Genomic DNA, 19,267 nt, shown 5'->3' on the forward strand with positions numbered 1-19,267 from the left:
ATATTTGAACGAATTTTTGAAATTATTACAATCTATAGCTTAAAAAAATAAAGTATATTTCTAAATTTTTGTAAGTTTAAAAAGGTTTAACATATTAATTTCCATTCCAAACCTATCCTCACTTTTTTTCATATACTTGTAGATTTTAAGTAATTCAACAAGATCTCTGATTATATTAAAATTTTGAGATATCCGCTTTTTTATAAAGTTATATACATTTGTATAAATCTTGAAAGTCGACAAGACTTCAGAAAAGTATCTCTCCTTGTCGTACAAGTTGTCGACAAATAGTTGAGCACAAATAGTGGAGGGGATTATGCCCTCGCCTAACAATGCATATACGGTCCCTATAGATTCGCCGACACCAATAGTTTTATTCCCGTCATCAAAGGGAAGGCATTTCGAAGGAGGAGTAATTCTTACTGGCCTACCTACTTTTTTGATTACTTCACATGGGTATTTTTTCATGAATGAATCCATAAAAATATGAGTTTGTTTTCTGTGGAAATCTCCTGATCCTATATGTGCATATCCGTTGCCTAATGGGAAGTACCAAAAGTAACCCGACAACAATGGAAAAGCCTTTAAATAAAAATCATCAAAAGGTATCTGATCGTACTTTACTTTGTACTGAATGCAAGGGATCCATAATTCATCCTGTAACTTGGGTAAATAATGTCTATGAAATCCTGTGGAGTCTATGATTAAGTCAAAATCTTGCTCAAGTTCTTTCTTATTCGGTACTTTCTCGAATATAACATCTGTCCCAGATATCATATCTTGGATTAGTTTTAATTTATCATAGCTTATCATACCTTTTAAATTAATGTCAATCGTATTGCCCGAATCTATCCCGTCTCCTATATCGACCCTCATCTTTTTTCCATCATGTAAAACATAATTATCAAAGTTAAGACCACATGCTTTGGCATAACCCTTCATTACATTATCACAAGTGGCCCAGGCGCAGACGGCATCATGATCCTTTTTAGGCATTCTTTCAAAGCCTTGTACGTGTACATCGTGCAGATCGCTAAGTTGATTCATCAAATATGCACCAGCAACTCCAATCCCAACTACAGCAATCCTCATAATATTATTCTATACTTTCTATGACAAATAAATTGATTTCATTATTTGACAGCATTAATGGATATGATTAAAAACAAGATTTATCATAATGAATGTATTAAATGGTTGCAAAAAGGGCTCCCAAACAAAAAAAGAGAAAAATGGCCGGCCCATTAAGGGCTGGCATTGCATTGATGATCCTTGGAGCAATTCTTGTAGGATTGGGAAGCTTGCTTAACAGGGAATCAATTTCGACTTATGGGTTTGTAGTGGTTCTCGGTGGATTTTTCTTATACTTTGTGTCTTATTATTATCTTGATAGGGTACAAAAAAACAAGACCAAAAATCAACACTAGCTAATAGCAGTCACTCCAATCTGATTTAACAATTGATAATTGACAGTATATTTTAAAAACCATGGACCCTAATGATTTGTCACCTAGAAAAATAATGGATGATATTTTGTTCAAAAGATTTTATAATAAAAACATGGGAATATCATTTTTTTATAACTCTTCCCTATTGTCCCAGAATGATTCTTCAGGTAGCGCGGATGCTAATTACAACCTGAATTTAAGAAATAAAGACCTGCAATTTAACATCATCAAATTGTCGACCGAGGCAAATATTGGGTTAAAAATTTTTGGTCTAGAAAGGGGACTCAAGTCATCACTTGGTGATATCGAAACTTTAATCAAGGAAGCGAGAACTCTCTTTTATGAGATCGACGGGAATAAGACCGCTCAGGCAACTACAATATATCCCACTGAATCAGGCGATATTAAAATAAGACGCTTCCTTGTTTCCCATGATAGTCAGGGATATCTTTTAGCGTTTCAGAATAAAGTGGAGCTTTTTGATTCAGAAGAGACCCAAGAAATATTTGATACCATTCTCGATACCTTCAAATTCTTGAAGTGATTGATTAATAGAAGATGTAAGCTAATATTGTGGTAGTAGTATCTTTAGTTAGAAAGATTAAATAATTTTTCCAGATGTCATATCTTAATCTTCAGGCAGAGGTGAAAATTGAAAATAGAATACTATTACAATTACGAAACTATAAGATATAATGAATCAATGAATCGATGAATGTATGTATAAATGATTGACTGGCCTTCCAATGACTGGCCGTCCAATATCAACGATTTTTATGTGAATAGATTAAATGAATAACTGTTTAGTTATAACATAAAAGAAACTTTTACTATTATATCAGGAATCAGGAAATGGATCAATTACTGTATGAGTTTTATTTGTTACTACATCAGTAAATCACGAACTATATGCTAGAATATATATTTATTTACCCATGATTTTTGGATACCAGAACATTTGCAAATCCTCAACTTGGGAGAGAATGTTTACGAGGTAGAATTATATACTACAGGAAAAAAGAAAATAATGCATACCGATGCTTTTCAAAGATCGGTTTTTAGGATTTTTTGAAAAAAGCTTGTTGCCATCTATATTTTTTTATGCTTGTTCATTCAATATAGATCGCCGGTTTGAATGGTCGGGAGAATCTTGCCTTATTTTTAGGATCATAAATATCGGGGTCATCTTCGTAGTATATTTTGATATCAGTATCTTTGATGCCGAATTCCAAAGATATCAATCCGGTTCCGTCGATAAGTGCTGTGTATTCATCAAACAAACCAATGTTTGTTCTCCTTTCTTGTTCTAGTGGAGACAATGAAAGGATATCTTCATTAATTTTCTTTATAAAGTCAGTATTGTTTTTCACCAAATTTTTATTTTCTAAAGAGATTGAAGAATCCGACAGCAATGATTTCATAATGAGCCCGAAATTCTTAGTTCTTGAGTTAGCCACCAGATTTAGAACTTTATTATACAGAAATTTTTTATCATTTGATGACAAATATATATAAATACTTTTTATTTCTGTATTTTTAGTTACCTTCAAAATTTTATGCAAATCAACAAGGATATTAGAAATCTCTTGTTCACATTCATCGGTAACTGGATTAACAAACTCACTTTCTAGGATGGGCCAACTATCCTGAAAAATAGAGCCTTTTTTTGGTCCTAATAATTCCCACAACTCCTCGGCAAGAAATGGACAAAATGGCGCCAACATCTTGATTCTTGCTTTAAAAAAATAAGAAATGACAAAATGATCAGTATCATTTTTATACATGCGATCAGAAGATTTAGCATCCTTTCTTTTATGATACCATTCAAAATCTTTATCCATCAAATATAACACGGTATTTAGGGCATCTCTTATTCGCATTTCATCAAACGAATTGGTAATATCTTTAACCGTTATATTTACACGGTTTAGTAACCATTTATCCTCAGCATTTAATTCACCAAAATGACGAGATAAATCATATTCTAAAACCTTTGGATTTATAGTATTCTTTTGCTTTGTAGCCAAGTCCTTTCCAAATTCATAAAATCCGTTTAGCCTAGAATATATACCCTTCAATGTTGAAAAGGAAAAATCAACATCCTGCAGTAATTCACCCAAAACTAACATTGCAACCCGTATGGAATCTGCGTTAAACTGCTTTATAGTACTTCTTAAAGGGATTATGTTACCCATGGATTTTGACATTTTCTTTCCGTCCATCAAAACAGACCCGTTGACTACTATTTGTTTGGGCCATAATGACTTTGGAAAAATTATTGAGTGATTAAATATGAAAAATGATAAATGATTTGGTACCAAATCCCTACCCGAATGTCTTGAATCTAAGGGATAATAATACTTGAATTCTTCACGAATTTGTCTGGATTGAAGTAAAAACTCAGATAAGAGTGATTTATCCAAATTGGAATCAACCTGGATGGATGTTAAATCATCTGAGAGGTTATCATTTTCGTCAAGTGCAAGGTAATAACCGGATTTTATATTCAAAAGAACATAATCAAAAAAAGTATTATTAATAAAATTGGAATATTTTTCCAAATTATTCACATTAATATATTTGGAAATAATATAGTAGACCATGTAAATAACAGAGTCAGACAGACTTTCGACTATCCAATCTTTATCCCATGGTAATGGTGTACCTAATCCAGTTTTCCTTGCACAAGCTCTCACTTTAAGCCAATCAAATACGTTGTGGAATTCTTTAATTATTTCCGATGGGATTATTTCCATTGTATTTAAACATTCAAGAGCTAAAGTTTTCCATTCAGGATTACCGTAGTTGAGAAACCACTGGTTGTTCAATAATTTTACAAAACATAATGCCCCGCACCTACAGTAAACTGGCTTGTTTGTCATCTCAAAGAACGGAACAGACTCTTTTAAAGACCTTAAACGTTCCTTAACCAAGTCTTTAGCTTTTGAAACGAGCAATCCAGAATATTCCAAAGTTCTTTGGTTCATTTTTCCACTATAAAATTCCATTGAGTAAAGTTCAGATGTTGCCTTTTCTAAATTAGGATCATTTTGATTGGATATAGCGTATTTCTTAAGAAAAACCATAGAAGGAATCAATTCATTTTTCAAATCATCCACGACTGTTTCTTTGATTTCAAGACTTTTTTTATGAGTATCATAAATGGTAACATGATCTTTATAAGCACTATCTGATGATATCTCGTGTTGTTCTTGAAGTTTAGAATTTACTATCACAATAGGAAGCAGCGTGTCTAAATTGAAATCGTCAGTGCAATCTGCTGTTCTTTTTTTTAGATCTAAAAGGGCTTGCATGTCAAATGGAGCATGAGCAGGAACCGACATTACGATTCCGCTGCCTTCATTCAACGTAACGAAGGTAGCAGGCAAAATTGGCATAGCTCGCCCTGTTAGTGGGGATACAACTACTAAACCTAACAATTCTTTTCCTAATAGTGTCCTGACTATCGTTATTGAATAATTTAAAAACTCTAATTTATTAGCAGCGGCTCTACTTAAAATCCAATTCTCCGTTTCATTGATAAGGACCTTTATGTACTCTTCGTTGGGATTTATCCAAAGATTAGTCACCCCAAAAATGGTTTCGGGTCTTAGGGTGGCTACAGGTATGATTACGTCATCATCTTGAAGTTTGAATTTGATTAATGAATACTCTGTGAAAGACGGCTCAATATCACCTAAAGTATCATGCTGGCTAACTGGATTTGAGTCATTAGGACACCAGCCAACTGGATGGGACCCCTGTTCTATAACCCGAAGGTTTTTGAGGGTTTCAAATTGCCAGGATATTAGTTTCTTATATATCGGATCAATAGTTGTAAATTCTCTTCTCCAATCAATGGAATATCCCATTTCCATCATTCCAGCCTTTATCTCGTTGTGAAAATATTTAGCAATATGAAGTGGATCTTTAAAACTAGATATATCTAGGTCACTAATTTTGTAGATTTTTCTAAAATTTTCTATTATTTCCTTGTCTCCTGCTTGTACCCGTTTTGCCATACCGAGGATAGGGGTACCTGTATAATGAAAGGCCATAGGAAAGAGTACATTGAATCCCCTTAACCTCTTATATCTTGCATGTACATCTGCAATAGTATATGTTCTTCCGTGTCCAATGTGTTGAGGTGAGTTTGGATATGGATATGCAACAGTAATAAAAAATTTCTTTTGATCCACAATTGGATCTGATGTATTAATTGCCTCTTTTTCCCAAATTTGTAACCATTTGCTTTCTATTGAATTCCATATGTTAGACTCCATTTCCGCTTCCCTATCCTCATTTAAACAACTTATCTAGAACTATTTTTAAATTTGTAATCTGATTCTCAAGGCTCAGGTTGTATGAAGGTCTGCAAAAAGATGTTGTATGTTTATAAAGATTCCTTTGAATAATGCTAAGGTTCGACTTGAGTAAAAATAACAATAACAATAATAAAAATTGATGAATGTTAAGACAATTTAATTTCACAATTCTAAAAAATTTATCTCCTCTTATATTTAGGTTGTCAAATCATTTGGAAAGATGCAAAGAGCCAGCTAAGGAGTATCATTAATATTTTACTCTCTGTCTGTTTGTTGCTGATGGATTTTGGAGCGTGCCTTCCCCCATTTTATTAAAGACTAATTGGATAATCTGTTCAGTAGAGTATGAAAATGGATTGAAAGTTTATACCTAAACGATTAGTTTAAAATTGCAAAGAAAATATATAAAATTGAAAGTGTACCAGAATTATTCAAAATATAAAAATGGGCTGGCAATCCCATTATTGATTGGTACAATTCTATTTTTTATTTTTTATTTCTATTCTCGCCTTACATCTCCTGGTGTCGAAATATTCTTGTCTGATTCATTGTACTCACTTGCTGTCACAGTAATGATTGCGTATTTAAGTTGTATTTTCCTTTTATTTTTAAGCATTCACAAGTATTTTTTTTCAAAGTCAAAGATTGAAAACCATCCTGAAAATTTACTTTACTACTTGCAATTTCCTTTTAGGTCACTAAAGTATAAACTCATTTTTGTAATTTCGAGTTTGATTTATTTTATTTTTTTTGGACTTCTTTCTAATATATTTATTTATTTTGTAGACGAAAATACTGTTTTTTCAATATATCCTATTCCTCCTTCTGATCATGCTAATGAAGTTGGAAACGGATCTCATACGAGTAGTCATCATCAAAATGCTTCTGAAATAGAAAGGATAAATTCAGTGCAAAATAAAAACATACTATACCCTTCATACAAACTCATTATTTGCTGTAATTATATTGGCTACCTCCCAATGCTAATACTTCAGTTAAATGAAAGTTTATCTATCTTGATAATACCTCTAAATCTGTTAATTGGGATAACGCTTTCTGTTCTGGTTGGCTTGAATGTTACGCTAAATATATTCATTTTAATAAAGAATCGGACAGAGCGGTTGTCTAAAAGAAACCTATTTGGAGCGGTAGGAATTTCTACAGGTTTATTTGTTGGATGCCCTACTTGTACAGGTAGTTTATTTTATTCTCTGGTGGGCTTTAGCTCTATGGTGCTTTTATCATCCTTAAATATTTACCAAATCTTATTTGTAATTATTAGCATACCAATGCTTTTTGGATCATTAATTTTGATGATGAATATACTTCGAAAGACTTATCTTAGATCTTGTCAGATAAAGTGATCGAATTAAATTAAATAGTTTGATTTATAATCCTAAAGAAAAGTAGAGAATTAAATTCTCTAGTTTATTATTCTTTATCTATGAATTCATCAGGCGAAGGAGGTTCAGGATTGATACCCTTTCTTTTCCTCACATCAGCAATAATATTTCTTATGACTGACTGAGGAACCGCTTGCCACGTCTTAAAATAAGTGCTCCACATTGCTTTTCCTGCAGTTCCACCTCTCATCAGCTCAGACAAATCAAATGTTTCTGAGGCAGGTACTTCACCTAAGATTATAGCAATCACCCCCTTTTGATCTACGTTTAACAACTTGCCTCGTTTGCCGGATAATATCCCTGCTACAGTACCTATTTGTTCCTGTGGACATTTTACTTCTATTCCAAGTATTGGTTCTAGCAACACTGGATCAGCTATCAACATGGATCCCAACATAGCTCGTCTTGTGGCAGGCATTAACTGAGCTAAACCTCTATGGGCTGGATCCTCGTGTGGAACAAAGTGATGTAATACAAAGCGCAAACCCCTAACAGATTCTTGAGCGATTGGCCCTGAATGTATTACATCTTCAAATCCTGATTTAATCGAATCCATGGACTCTTGGATAAATTGTACTCCTTTTGTCTCGTCGGAAAGCATGTTCCCGGTTGGGTCTACAGTAACGACACTCCTCGCATCATCGGTACTCCAACCCTTTTCCCTAAGGAGACGAGACATTTCCTTCTTGTCCATATCTTCTTTTAATTGACCTGTTCTAATCATATCAATGACTTCCTCGCTCAATGGCTCTACCCTCAAAAATATTTTATTGTGTTTATTGGGTGATTTGCTCATTATTGGCCCTGCCTTTCCTCTAATGGTTTCCCTATAGTTTATCAAAGGCTGAGTCGTTTTGATATCTAATCCTAATTCTTGCAACAAGGATGTTGCAATTTCGAGGTGCAAGACTCCCATGCCCGCCATTAACGTTTCCCCAGTTTCTTCATTAATCTTTACAATAAGGTTTGGATCCTCGACGGTTATCCTTCTTAATCCTTCTACGAGTTTTGGTAAATCTTTTGGATGCTTTGGTTCTACCGCGATGGTAACTACTGGTTCAGAAACATATTTTATAGATTCAAATGCAGGAACGTTTTTAATTGTGGAAATAGTTTCACCTGCTACAGCATAATCTAACCCTAACAAGGCAGGTATATTACCACATGGAATAACACTTACCACCTCCCGTGTGTTACCCATATAAATATTTACGGATTGCACCTTTCCGCTTCGCTTTGCATCTATTAGATAAACTTCGTCTCCGTCTTTTATAGTGCCAGAAAATAGTCTACCAGTGGCGACTCTTCCTGCTTGCGGGTCAACGTTAATTGTTGTTACCATCATTAATACCGGGCCATTTTCATCACAATTTAAAAGGGCTTTTCCAATGTCAGAATCTAAATCACCAGGCCAAATTTTTGGGATTCTATATTTTTGTGCCACATGGGGTGGAGGATGATGTTGGACTACCATGCCTAATACGGCATCATGCAAAGGCGCCCTTTCTGATAATTTTTTAATTGAGGTAGGATCGGTCGATGTGTATGCATCGTAAACGTCTTTGAAGCTTATCCCTTTTTTCTGTGCTACCTTGAAATTAAATCCCCATCTATCTTTAGCTGATCCAAATGCAACCGTATTGCCCTGGATGCTTACTTTCCATTTTTCCTTAAGTTCTGGTTCAGCATAGAGATCTACTAATCTGTTGAACTCTGCGATAATATTAGATAGCCATTTTTGCATTGCTGCTGGATCCAAACGTAATTCTTTGACCAGTCTATCTATTTTGTTAATATACAAGACAGGTCTAACCCTTTCTTCTAAAGCCTGTCGTGTTACTGTTTCGGTTTGTGTCATAATACCCTCTACTGAATCTGAAACTACAACTACTCCATCGATTGCTCTTAAGGCTCTAGTCACTCTACCAGTAAAATCAATGTGCCCAGGGGTATCTATCATATTTATAACATATTCCTTACCATCATCATTTTCATAGAATAGAGTCACATTTGCTCCTCTAATTGTCATTTGTCTATTCTGTTCTAATTTCATGGAATCCAATGCTAATGCTTGTCCAGCAACACTTGGAGAAATAATTCCCGAAGCAGCTAAAAGACTATCACTCATTGTGGTTTTACCGTGATCTACATGAGCGATAACCCCGAAATTTCTAATTTGATCTTTATTTCCAATTATTCTGAGAATATCTTGAGTCGATTTAAACTTGGGCATCCTATATTTCAAAAAAGTTTTTTTAGGGTTATTAAACCTTCCTTGTTAGTTTTAACGCAATCATTTCATCTAAAATTGCGTTAAACTTTCCAATTTCTACGACTATCAAAAAATTAAATACAAGTAATTATAGTTTGTTTAAAAACCAAAGAGAAGATATTCAAATAATTTAGCCTCTATCCGTATAAAGAAGAATTAGTCCATGTAGAGAACAATTCTTTTGACGAATTCTGCTATTCCTTATAACTTATATGACAACCATTGATCTAAAAGAATGTTAATTCATGGCAATAGAGATTAGAGTAGGCCATACACCAGATGCTGATGACGCTTTCATGTTTTATGCGATAGAAAATGAGCTAATCCCAATGGAAGACTTTAAAATCACACACAAGGTAGATGATATAGAAAACTTAAACAAACAGGCAATTAACCATGAACTAGAAATTACTGCTATATCCGCCCATGCCCTTGCCTTTCTCAAAGATTATAAAATACTAAACAGCGGAGGCAGTTTTGGAATCAATTATGGTCCAATCATTATTTCTTATAAAAAATCACTAGATGAGATAGCAGATAGCATTGTTGGAATCCCCGGCTATATGACTTCTGCTTATCTTTTGATGTCTATAGCACTAGGGAAGTTAAATTGCAATGAGATGCTTTTTAGTGAGATACCGAGAGCGATTATTAATAGAATAGTCGATTATGGACTCATAATACACGAGTCTCAGATTACATATCCGCAACATCATTTCAATAAATTATTTGATTTGGGAGAATGGTGGAATAATAAAACGAATGGATTGCCTGTCCCCCTAGGAATTAATGTGGCTAGTACCAAATTATTGAATAATGATTTAATCAAAGCCTTTGACAGTCTGCTCAAGAATTCAATAAAGTATAGTCTAAATCATCTCGAAGAGGCTATAGAATTTTCTACAAAGTATAGTAGGGGCACAGAGAAATCAACATTGACCAAATTCGTAAAAATGTACGTGAATGATTATACTGTAGATATGGGCAAAGATGGCAAAGAGGCAATTTCGAGGATGTTTGATATGGCACGAGAAAACTGCATAATAAATATCAAGCCTACCTTAAATTATTCCTATTGAAAATGCATTTCAGATATGTACATATCTTGTGTTCTCGTCATAACAGGGCATGATACTGTCGGTGGTATTTTATGTAGTGGCATTGTGCCAGTTAAAGTCTACTAAATACAAATCAAGTCAGGACAAGAACCCCTCTTGAGCGAACGTAGAATTTTGAATCAATGTCTAATCCGAACTAAATCAAAACAAAATGGGTTTGCAAAACGTACTACTTTACTGGGTTAAAGAAAGTATCTCTTTGTACAGGATTTCGTTTTATTTCCCTAATCAAAAATCTCAGCTCTTGGATTGATATTTGATTTGGTTTACCCGCAGCCTTAAAAATTTCCTCTGAAAAAGCTGTTCCGACCAAGTCATTTCCTCCATAGCATAATGCAACCTGAGCCAATTTTTTGCCTAAAGCTATCCAGTATACTGAGACATTTTTTAGTACCTTTCCAAGCAAAAGTCTAGATAATGCTATTATTCTCAGATTATAAGTTGATGGGCTTTCGGAAACAAGGATATGTTCTCGTTCAAGCTGGGTATTTTCCAAGCTAAACTTTAGAGGGATAAATGTTGTAAATCCACTAGTTTTCTTTTGTAATTGCCTTAATTTTATGATATGATCAACAATGTCTTCTGGTGTTTCAATATGGCCAAAAAGCATTGTACAATTACCTTTCAAACCTAATTTATGAGCCTCATAAGCTGTTTCTAGCCACTCATCCCCTGAACATTTGCCTAACACTATTTTGTCGCGTGTATGCTTGCTAAATATCTCGGCACCACCTCCTGGCAATGCATCTAAACCCGCAATCTTTAGCCTCTCTAACACCTCTTTGACTGAATTCTTAGTTACTCTTGATATAAAAAAAATCTCAGCGGGAGTAAGGGCCTTAATTATTACATTTGGAAAACGACTTTTTATTGACTTTAACATGTCTTCATAGTATTCCAACCCCAATTTAGGATGGAATCCTCCAACTATATGCAGTTCAGTGGCACCCAAATTATTTATTGCAAACTCGGCTCTTTTTACCAGTTGGTCATTGGAAAGAGTGTATGCATCATCATCTTTTTCCTTTCTATAGAAAGCACAAAGCTGGCAACTAGCAGCACAAACATTGGTATAATTTAAGTAATAGGATGATACAAAACTAACGTCATCGCCACGAATTTCTTTTCTCAATTGGTCCGCAGCATTTCCTAGCAAAAATAAATTTTCATTTTTGAACAAATCGACTCCTTCATTAAATGTCAACTCCTCTCCGGACATTACTTTCTCTAAGGCAGCAGTAGGTCTGACTATGGTATTAGACAATATAGAGCATACTACGTAAAAAAATATAAGTGCTTTTAATGCCTAAACCGTTAATCTAAAATCAAAGAATAAATTATACCAAGATTAAGTTTAAACAATCATTGCAAAATACTCAGGTTCATCATGACATTTATAAAGACTCAGAAATCGAAAATACGATAGACAGAATTCTAAAAGATCATGATATTACGTTAAATGATTTAATTTTGTTATTAAAATCACAGGAGATTCAACGTCTTGGATTAGTGGGTAACTCTATTAGGGAGAGAAGGTATGGTAAAAATGTTACTTTTATTAATAATATTATTTTAAATTATACCAATGTTTGTGTTACTTATTGTAAGTTTTGTGCCTTCTATAGACCTCCTGGACATGAAGAATCATACACGGTATCAAAAGAAGAAATTTTAAAGAGAGTCGTTTTTGCCAAGGCTAACTATAATATCAAACAAGTCCTCTTCCAGGGTGGGCATAATCCAAAACTAAATACAGAATATTTTGAAGACGTCTTTAGGACACTTAAAACAAAATGTCCAGACGTTGCAATTCATGGACTGTCAGCCTCTGAGGTAGATATGATAGCAAGAGTCGACAAGACATCTCCTCTAGAGGTATTAGAAAGATTGCAGAAGGTGGGTCTTGAATCACTGCCTGGAGCGGGCGCAGAAATTTTAGTTGATGAAGTTAAAGACATCATAAGCCCACTTAAAATTTCTAGCCAAACGTGGTTAGATATCATGGAGAAGGCGCACAACATAGGAATGAAATCTTCAGCCACGATGATGTATGGAACTGTTGAATCTGTGGAACAGAGGGCTCGTCATATCCTTAAAATTGCAGACCTACAAAGAAAAACCGGTGGATTTATGGCTTTTATCCCTTGGAGTTTTGAACCCAATAAAACAGAAATTCAAGATAGTGGGCTGGTACAACACCCTATGGGGGGATTTGAATTGTTAAAAATGATTTCAGTATCACGGATTGTCTTCAATGGTCTAATTGATCATCTCCAGTCTTCATGGCTAACAAATGGAATTGGAATGGCGCAATTGGCAATTTATCATGGTTCTGATGACTTTGGAGGAACACTCATAGGAGAAGAAGTTGTAAGTGCCACCGGTGCAAGATCCACAGAACTATTGTCAAAGAATATAATAACGGCCATTAAAGCAATGGGATATACACCTGCTGAAAGAAACAACTCGTATGACGTTATAAAACATTTTTAGAAAGAAAGGAGAAGAGCTGCAGACAAAAATCGTAATTAAGATTGGGAAGGAATACTAGCAAAGGCCTTTATAAATAGATTTATAAATCTATTTTCATTAAGGTTACAATTGTGTCAGTTGGAATAGACGACATGGCCATCTACGTTCCGAAGCTTTACATAGACTATAAAGACTTTGCTCAAGCAAGAGGAATCGATCCACAAAAACTAGAATATGGTATAGGAATTAAAAAGATGGCCTTGGCCGACGCTAATCAAGATCCCGCAAGTATGGCAGCAAATGCTTGTATGAGATTAATGAAGAATAATGATCTTAATCCTCAAGATATAGGGAGAATTTATGTAGCGACGGAATCAGGCTTAGATGAATCAAAGGCAATGAATTCTTTTGTAATTGGGATGTTAGAACAGGTTTATGGAGAAAGTACTCTTGAACATGCAGGTGGTATTGAATGTAAATTTGCTTGTGTGAGCGGTTCGTATGCCTTATATGATAACACTAATTGGATTCGTGCAGGAGAAAATAACGATAAGGCTGCTATAGTGATTGTTAGTGATATTGCAAAGTATGACATCGGTTCCTCAGGGGAATATACACAAGGTGCTGGCGCTATTGCTTTGCTCATAAAGCAAAATCCTAGGCTGTTATCTTTTGACGAGAAAGTCACTTCCACCATCATAAAAAATGAATATGACTTTTATAGACCGTTTGGAAAAGAAACTCCGTTAGTAAATGGCTTATATTCAAATCTGCTTTATCTGATCCAGGTAAGAAAAAGCTCTTGAGACTTACAAGGAAAAGGCAATTAAATCAGGCATAATTAAAATCGGAAAGGATGAATCAGTTATAGATCATATTGATTATATCAGCGTACATTTACCCTATAGAAGAATGGGCGAAAAGGCCTTGGCTTATTTGCTAAGACATGAATGGAGATACTTGCCTAGATGGGAAAGTATTATCTCTGAAATAGGAACACAAGAACCTGTTCCGAAAGACCCCAGAGGTACGATTGAGTCGATCTTGGCTGATACTGAGTTTATGAAAGCTGATGAAAAATTTAGAAGAGAGTTCATGAAAACTAAATATTATAAAGAGGTTTATGACAATAAAATGTCCTCCTCGTTGCAGGCCTCGGCTGTGATAGGTAACTTATATACGGCCTCTATGTATATGGGATTGCGAAGTTTATTAGAATTTGAATACGCAAAGGGTGCGGATCTATTTAATAAGCGAATAGGATTTGGTTCGTACGGTAGTGGTTGTAGTGCCATGGTATTTTCTGGTGTTATCCAGGAAAACTATAAAGAATTAGTTAAGCGTATGGATTTAGAAAGGGATATTGGCCAACGAACGAAGATATCAATAGACGATTATGAAAAATTACATAAAAACACTCGTAAATATAACGAGGCGTTCCTGAATGCAGAGGATGAGTTTATTCTTATAAACATTGGCGGCGTCACTGCCGACCGAGCCGGATTTAGAGAGTATTGCTATGCATCTTGATCTGTATGTCATAATGTGCGAAAATATATGAGCCACTAGAATAAATATTTTTTTAGATTGCCATCTAATATAATAAGATTAGTCATTTAATAACTTTATAATTTATTTTTTGTTTGCTGAAAAGATCGACCAGCACGTTGGACTGCTCTTTATTCTCCAATTCTAAGCTCAGATACACTCCAGCTGTCCCTGCGTGAATATTTGAACCAAGTCTGTCGTGAACCACCTCAACTATATTTATATTCGCTTGTGCAATTTCATCTACTATATTTTTCAAAGCCCCAGGTTTATCCTTGAGCTCAATAAATATTTTCATTAATCTACCTGTTTGCATCAATCCCTTTGCAACAACTTGGCCCAGTAAATACATGTCTACATTGCCGCCAGATAATATTGATACAATGTTCTTATTTTTTGATATACCATTTCTATTCGAAATTAAATATGCTAGTGATGCGGCGCCTGCAGGTTCCGTTACAATTTTAGAACGTTCCATCAATAAAAACATTGTCTTTACTATTGCAAGGTCATCTACTAATACAATATCATCGACGTAGTCTTTTATTATCTGGTATGGTAATTTTCCAGGTGATTTTACAGAGATTCCATCGGCTATGGTATAGCCTTCCTGAACCTTGCTAATGTTACCCGTATCGATAGCATTTTTCATTGATGGAAATGCTAGAGATTCTACCCCAATTATACTAACTTTAGGATTAATTGTCTTTATGGCTAAGGACACACCAGCTATTAAGCCACCGCCCCCAACGGGAACGTACACCTCATCTACATTCTTCAAATCCTCGAGAATCTCTAGCCCTATCGTTCCTTGTCCAGCAATGACATGAGGATCATCGAAGGCTGGCACAACGGTTCTACCTTCTTTGATTGCGATTTCATTTGCATATATGGATGATTCATCATAGCTATTGCCTTCCAAGATTACATTTGCACCATATGATTTGGTAGCTGCAATCTTCGCTGGGGATGCATTTTTTGGCATAATTATGGTACATGACATATTATTCAAAGCTGATGCATAAGCTACTCCCTGAGCATGATTCCCTGCAGATGCTGCTATAACCCCTCCTTTTTTTGCATCTTTGTCTAGTCTATCAATCTTTGTTACCGCTCCTCTAACTTTAAATGAACCAGTCTTTTGATAACACTCTAATTTTAGAAAAATATTATTTCCGCACATAGTCGAAAATGTATTGGATCGTATCAGATCAATTTTTCTAATTGACGACTTCGACAATACCTTTTGTGCCCCTTTTATACAGTCTAAATCTATTCTGAAAATTTTTTTCTCAAGTAAAGGGTAATTCAACGTTTATTTAAATTTAGTTCCTGTAATTATGTAGTGAATGCATGTATGAATTATTATAACTTCGACTAAAACACAAATAACTTTATTTTTTCTAATCTAAATCTGTATTTAACTCCTTTTTCATCAAGTCATGTAAAAAGTATAATTCATTGTTTATAGCATCTACTGTTTCTTTTGGTATTTTTTCAAAATTAATTACTGAAGTCTTTTCTTTTGTTTTTTTATTCTTTATCATTTCAAAATCGACATAAATAACCATGCCATTTTCTCCCTGCAGCATTTTATTTTGATCAAGCGACGCTAAGTCAATATGATAAGTTTCTATTATCAGGTTTTCTAGTTCCTTCTTTAGCTTTGTTATTTGGTCATTGTTCTTTTCTATATCAGGGTAATTTTCCTCAATGGATGATGCTTTCTCTACAAGATTTCTTGTTAAATCACTCTGTGTAAATAATTCTTCAAATAACTGAGTATTATCAACACCCTTATAACCTAGCTTTTCTAATTCCTGTTTTATTATTTGATCACCTTTTACTGTAATCTCACTTTTTGCACTCTTGTTAAGTTGTTCTAATTCACGAATTTTTTTTGATATTTGGATAACTTGTTTATCAATTTGATAGTATAATAAAGAATGAAACTGGATTCCCATATATATATAAAAATAAAATTTATCAATCTCTAAGCTCAACTGGAAATACAATCTACGGATATCGTCAGATTTTGTTGACTGTATGGGTACACTCTGCCAATTCTTCGATTTGGTGTTTACCATTTTCTCAAAATTTTGAAAAAGAGATACTATCCTGTTTGGATCAAAGGATTTGGTTTCTATTACTGAAAAATCACCCAACATTACTTTTGTCTCGATGTTTACGATGTTATTCCTTATCGAGTCTTCAAATACATTTTTAATATTTTCATAAAATTGATTTAAAAGTATGACAATATGTTGGTTTTTTGTCTTTTCTTTCAGCGGTAATCGCATTTGTTTCTATCTTAATGATGACTATTTAAAATTTGAATTTATCTATGAGACATCAATAGATTAAAATATCATCCTACAGACATAATTGTTATGCCGACAGCCTATATCTTGATTAATTGTATTTTAGGAAAGGAAGAAGAAATAATTAAACAAATATCTCAAATTCAACAAGTAAAGGAAGTTCGTGGAACATATGGTGTTCATGATATGTTTGTGAAAATTCAAACTGATACAGTAGACGAAATGAACAATACAATTACCAATAGTATACGAAAAATTAATGGAATAACATCGACTGTTACATTGGTCTCCATACCTGAACAAGGCGGCAGAGGTTAACAGGTCATTATTTCTTAATGTGTAGAATAATAAGGAAACTACTAAGTCCCACACATATCCAACCTACAGTTCCAACTATCACAAAAATATAATAAAGTGGGATTAACAAAGCAACTGCCGATAAGGCTGCCCCTAAACACCACATAAAAAGCAAAATCTGGATATCAATTTCAGAAGCTTTCAATTTAACCCCTTATATCCTCGTCGTAACCACTGATAGAATTAACAATTTTACCACAAATTCTGCATACATTAAATTCAACAAATTCAAGATCATCATATTTCCTATACGAAAAACGGTCATCATGAGTACAAAAAATCTCTTTTATTCTCTTTATCATTTATCTCACATTTTAGGTCGAGACTGTAGTGCCGCCGGTGAGATTTGAGCTCACGACAGCTCGGTCTTCAGCTTCACCCTGTTATTATTTAACAGTCGAGTGCTCTTCCAGGCTGAGCTACGACGGCACATTCTAAAATCATTGGTTTATAGTATATATATTATTGCTTTAAACCCTAACGGATAGAATTGTTAGGTTAAAAAGATATATTTAATTTTTAAATAAAATTTGACCTTAATCCTAATAAATAAATGAGTATAAAATAAAGGATTAGCTATGACAGATAAAAACGAATTGGATAGTTCAGCTAATGATTCATCTTCATTATTAGAAAGTCCGGAAGAAAAGAAGAAAAGATTCCTAATGGAGTTTGAGAATCCATTTAAATGCGATAAATGCAGTGAACGGTTTAAAAAGAAAAAATACTTAAGAGAACACAAAGCCGAAGTGCATGCCTATTAAGATATCTTTTTTTATAACATGTAATTTTGCGCCATTCAATCTCACACATCTATACTTATTTTAATATAGAAAAAGATGAAAATATATACAAAAACTGGAGATAATGGCGAAACAAGTTTATTTGATGGGACTAGAGTTAAGAAGTCCAGTAGTAGGATAGAATCTTACGGATCAGTAGACGAAATTAACAGCCATATTGGTATGCTAATGTCTTTAATGAATTCGAAAACAAATTTGATAGATATAGTCAGAGATTTATTTATAATACAGCATCAATTATTTACTCTGGGCAGTGATTTAGCTAACCCCAGTCAAAAGTTGGAAAATTATCCTCGAATTACTGATGGAGAAATTGCATTCCTAGAAAATTGCATTGATAAGTTTGATAAAGAACTTGAACCTCTCAAGGCTTTTATCTTGCCTGGGGGTACGATTGAAGCTTCGCAGTGCCACATTATCCGTACCGTTACACGTCGTACTGAGAATCAGAGCAGTTGATTTATACATGAATAGTGAAATCAGCAAAAATTGCTTTGTTTATATTAATAGACTTTCAGATCTTTTTTTTATCTTGGCGAGAGTTTGCAATCGAAGACAGGGTAAGGAAGATGTGATCTGGAAAAAGTAATTTTATTAATCTATTAATTAATCAATTTTTTTAATAACAAAAATAATAGATACACATCCTCATGTTGATGTTTGGATGGTCTTTTCTTCATTCATAACAATCAGACCTCAGAGAATCCGAACTGTAGAAGATAAAGGTCATCTCCATCTATTAGGTAACTAAATTTTCTTAATTTCAAATTTGACTAGTCCACCCTAACAATGCATTTGCTTTTCGTGCTCTTAGTACCTGCAGCATCAATCTCCTATGCTACCATCTGAGTATATCACCGTTTACCTCTATAACTACTGGAAGCCTCTATTGCAAAAATCATTATTCGCAATAGTCATATTAGCGAATTTAATATTTTAGTAAGCACGCTTTGACAGATAAACACTAGATACTACTAAATACTACTAGTATATTGTCAGAGACAACTTGAACGAAGCGGCTAATTCATTCGATATGAAAAGCGTTGTAAAGGACCACAATCATGATGAATAATCATAATTTTACCGAAATAAAGGAATCGTTGATCTAAAGAATAATCAAATACAAACCTGTCAAATGCTTTAATTCCAAACATACTAGACTGTTAATTACACTATTCATAATAAAAATAATTTGGTTAT

At 34.1% G+C, this 19,267-nt stretch carries 17 protein-coding genes and 1 tRNA gene; 11 read left to right on the plus strand and 7 right to left on the minus strand.

The genetic code is table 11. The features are described 5' to 3' along the window. Positions 1-60 precede the first annotated feature (60 nt). Positions 61-1,092, minus strand: coding sequence for an NAD(P)/FAD-dependent oxidoreductase (locus AB0A59_RS08065; protein ID WP_458742792.1), 1,032 nt, complete (start codon positions 1,090-1,092; stop codon positions 61-63). A gap of 101 nt (positions 1,093-1,193) precedes the next feature. Between AB0A59_RS08065 and AB0A59_RS08070 the strand changes: the two genes are divergently transcribed. Then, positions 1,194-1,427 carry a hypothetical protein gene (locus AB0A59_RS08070; RefSeq protein ID WP_458742794.1) on the plus strand — a complete coding sequence of 78 codons (234 nt, stop codon included), beginning with the start codon at positions 1,194-1,196 and terminating at the stop codon, positions 1,425-1,427. Positions 1,428-1,488: 61 nt separating this feature from the next. Then, entirely contained in the window at positions 1,489-1,992 is a 504-nt protein-coding gene (locus tag AB0A59_RS08075; RefSeq protein ID WP_458742796.1) for a hypothetical protein, read from the plus strand. 565 nt (positions 1,993-2,557) lie between these two features. On the opposite strand, the gene leuS is transcribed toward AB0A59_RS08075, so the two are convergent. Continuing rightward, the gene (gene leuS, locus AB0A59_RS08080; protein ID WP_458742798.1) at positions 2,558-5,731 is read right to left on the minus strand and encodes a leucine--tRNA ligase; all 3,174 of its coding nucleotides are present in this window, start codon (positions 5,729-5,731) and stop codon (positions 2,558-2,560) included. A gap of 578 nt (positions 5,732-6,309) precedes the next feature. Here leuS and AB0A59_RS08085 point away from each other — a divergent pair. Continuing rightward, positions 6,310-7,137: a hypothetical protein gene (locus AB0A59_RS08085; RefSeq protein ID WP_458742800.1), complete on the plus strand. Its 828-nt coding sequence runs from the start codon at positions 6,310-6,312 to the stop codon at positions 7,135-7,137. Between the two features lie 67 nt (positions 7,138-7,204). Here AB0A59_RS08085 and AB0A59_RS08090 read toward each other — a convergent pair whose 3' ends face one another. Beyond that, complete coding sequence (locus AB0A59_RS08090; protein ID WP_458742802.1) at positions 7,205-9,409, minus strand: elongation factor EF-2; 2,205 nt, start codon at positions 9,407-9,409, stop codon at positions 7,205-7,207. Positions 9,410-9,693: 284 nt separating this feature from the next. Between AB0A59_RS08090 and AB0A59_RS08095 the strand changes: the two genes are divergently transcribed. After that, on the plus strand, positions 9,694-10,527 hold the full coding sequence (locus tag AB0A59_RS08095) for a menaquinone biosynthesis family protein (protein ID WP_458742803.1): 834 nt from the start codon (positions 9,694-9,696) through the stop codon (positions 10,525-10,527). 208 nt (positions 10,528-10,735) lie between these two features. Here the strand turns inward: AB0A59_RS08095 and AB0A59_RS08100 are convergent, their stop codons facing one another. Beyond that, positions 10,736-11,830, minus strand: a complete 1,095-nt coding sequence (locus AB0A59_RS08100; protein ID WP_458742805.1) for a CofH family radical SAM protein — start codon at positions 11,828-11,830, stop codon at positions 10,736-10,738. Between the two features lie 101 nt (positions 11,831-11,931). Here AB0A59_RS08100 and AB0A59_RS08105 point away from each other — a divergent pair, with 101 nt between their 5' ends. From AB0A59_RS08105 to AB0A59_RS08115, 3 genes are all read left to right on the plus strand, one after another. Next, a complete protein-coding gene (locus AB0A59_RS08105; protein WP_458742806.1) occupies positions 11,932-13,059 on the plus strand; it encodes a CofH family radical SAM protein in 1,128 nt (375 codons plus the stop codon). A 110-nt stretch (positions 13,060-13,169) separates the two neighbouring features. Beyond that, complete coding sequence (locus AB0A59_RS08110; protein WP_458742808.1) at positions 13,170-13,844, plus strand: hydroxymethylglutaryl-CoA synthase family protein; 675 nt, start codon at positions 13,170-13,172, stop codon at positions 13,842-13,844. Between the two features lie 61 nt (positions 13,845-13,905). Continuing rightward, on the plus strand, positions 13,906-14,568 hold the full coding sequence (locus tag AB0A59_RS08115; RefSeq protein WP_458747586.1) for a hydroxymethylglutaryl-CoA synthase: 663 nt from the start codon (positions 13,906-13,908) through the stop codon (positions 14,566-14,568). 82 nt (positions 14,569-14,650) lie between these two features. On the opposite strand, the gene ilvA is transcribed toward AB0A59_RS08115, so the two are convergent. Both ilvA and AB0A59_RS08125 read right to left on the minus strand, forming a co-directional pair. Further along, positions 14,651-15,826, minus strand: coding sequence for a threonine ammonia-lyase (gene ilvA / locus AB0A59_RS08120; RefSeq protein ID WP_458742809.1), 1,176 nt, complete (start codon positions 15,824-15,826; stop codon positions 14,651-14,653). A gap of 163 nt (positions 15,827-15,989) precedes the next feature. Next, on the minus strand, positions 15,990-16,886 hold the full coding sequence (locus AB0A59_RS08125) for a hypothetical protein (RefSeq protein WP_458742810.1): 897 nt from the start codon (positions 16,884-16,886) through the stop codon (positions 15,990-15,992). Between the two features lie 90 nt (positions 16,887-16,976). Between AB0A59_RS08125 and AB0A59_RS08130 the strand changes: the two genes are divergently transcribed. Then, positions 16,977-17,225: an Lrp/AsnC ligand binding domain-containing protein gene (locus AB0A59_RS08130; protein WP_134482671.1), complete on the plus strand. Its 249-nt coding sequence runs from the start codon at positions 16,977-16,979 to the stop codon at positions 17,223-17,225. A 370-nt stretch (positions 17,226-17,595) separates the two neighbouring features. Here AB0A59_RS08130 and AB0A59_RS08135 read toward each other — a convergent pair. Then, a tRNA-Phe gene (locus AB0A59_RS08135) sits at positions 17,596-17,693 on the minus strand. A gap of 149 nt (positions 17,694-17,842) precedes the next feature. On the opposite strand from AB0A59_RS08135, the gene AB0A59_RS08140 reads away from it, so the two are divergent. The 3 genes from AB0A59_RS08140 to AB0A59_RS08150 all read left to right on the plus strand — a co-directional run bounded on the left by AB0A59_RS08140 (position 17,843) and on the right by AB0A59_RS08150 (position 18,656). Then, on the plus strand, positions 17,843-18,028 hold the full coding sequence (locus tag AB0A59_RS08140; protein ID WP_458742811.1) for a hypothetical protein: 186 nt from the start codon (positions 17,843-17,845) through the stop codon (positions 18,026-18,028). Between the two features lie 75 nt (positions 18,029-18,103). Then, a complete protein-coding gene (locus tag AB0A59_RS08145) occupies positions 18,104-18,526 on the plus strand; it encodes a cob(I)yrinic acid a,c-diamide adenosyltransferase (RefSeq protein ID WP_458742813.1) in 423 nt (140 codons plus the stop codon). Between the two features lie 7 nt (positions 18,527-18,533). Then, positions 18,534-18,656 (plus strand): hypothetical protein, encoded by a 123-nt coding sequence (locus tag AB0A59_RS08150; protein WP_458742814.1) that lies wholly within the window; start codon positions 18,534-18,536, stop codon positions 18,654-18,656. Positions 18,657-19,267: the final 611 nt, after the last annotated feature.

This window comes from Candidatus Nitrosocosmicus sp. T (genome assembly GCF_054408485.1).